The sequence below is a fragment of the Chromohalobacter sp. 48-RD10 genome, assembly GCF_029889785.1.
GTDB lineage: Bacteria > Pseudomonadota > Gammaproteobacteria > Pseudomonadales > Halomonadaceae > Chromohalobacter.
In genome coordinates, this window is the sequence record NZ_JARANX010000142.1 from 1 (window position 1) to 1,308 (window position 1,308).

At 53.0% G+C, this 1,308-nt stretch carries 2 protein-coding genes; both read left to right on the plus strand.

What is annotated here, in order from left to right; all coding sequences use genetic code 11:
* Window positions 1-659 (plus strand): glycosyltransferase (locus tag OP496_RS17785; RefSeq protein ID WP_280565251.1); only part of this gene is annotated, 659 nt, incomplete at its 5' end.
* Between the two features lie 117 nt (window positions 660-776).
* Window positions 777-1,308 (plus strand): hypothetical protein (locus OP496_RS17790; protein WP_280565253.1); only part of this gene is annotated, 532 nt, incomplete at its 3' end.

The window sequence follows — 1,308 nt, forward strand, 5'->3', positions numbered from 1 at the left end:
ACCTCGCGCAGACGGTGCGCTTGCCGCGCGAGCGGATCGATGTTGTCTATAACCCCATCAATTCGAACTTGCCCCGATTGTGTGAAGTGCCAGTCGAACATCCTTGGCTGGTCGAGGGTGAGCCGCCGGTGATCGTCGCGGCGGGGCGGCTGGCCGTACAGAAGGACTTCGCCACGTTGGTTGAGGCGTTCGCAATGGTACGTCAGACCCATCGCGCACGCTTGGTGATCCTCGGTGAGGGTGAATTACGCGCCACGCTCGAGGCACGCATCGCCGAGCTGGGTATCGGCGATGACGTGGCGCTGCCGGGGTTCGTCGATAACCCCTATCCGTGGATGCGTCAGGCCTCGCTGTTCGTGCTGTCGTCGGCCTGGGAAGGCTTTTGCAACGTGCTCGCCGAGGCCATGGCTTGCGGCACCCCGGTGGTGAGCACCGATTGCCCCAGCGGCTCGGCGGAAATTCTCGAAGATGGAAAGTGGGGGCGGCTGGTGCCGGTCGGTGACGCATCGGCGTTGGCTCGGGCGATAGCCGCGACCCTCAGTGATGAGACGCACCCCGATGTGCGCCACCGTGCCCGTAGCTTCAATTTGCAGCAGGCGCTTTCCGGCTACCTGCATGCGCTGCGGGTGTCGCTGCCGGAGGAGCATCGCTGTGAATGATATTCAACGCATGCTGGCATTCGGGCTCGGCTAGGCACTCAAGCTTATTTATACGTCATGTGACGCCAGCCCATTTGAGTTCAGGCGAGTTAGCACTCCCGTAAGTTGAGGCGAACGATGAAAATATTGATACCCACCGAAGGCTCGTACGGTTACAAAGCCATGTGTTTGGCACTGGCCGGGATCTATGCTTGGTTCTTGATGGGGTTGGATATCGACGGCTATGTCGACCGCGTAAATTATCTCATCTATGCCAAATACTCAAAAGAAATATTCGCGGTGTACGCCGCTAATGGGGTTGGTGAGATACTAACTAACGAGCCGTTATGGTTGTTTTTTAATATTTTGTTTTCTGAGTATTTTACACCTGAAGATACGCTGCGGATTATTGTTTTTTTTTCCTCTCTTTTGGTTTCTTTTTTGGTTCTTAAAAGTTATCCAAAATACGCTTTGCTGTTGGTTGTATTTATTCTTATGCCGCAGGTTGTTAAAAATCACATCGTACACTTGCGTCAAGGGTTAGGTGTTTCTTTCTTCTTTCTAGGGTGGTGGTGTCGTTATCTTCCTTTGCGAATATTATTTATAGGATTAGCCCCTCTTATACATGCTTCGTTTTTCTTCATTAACGCTTTGTTTCTCCTCAATCAGT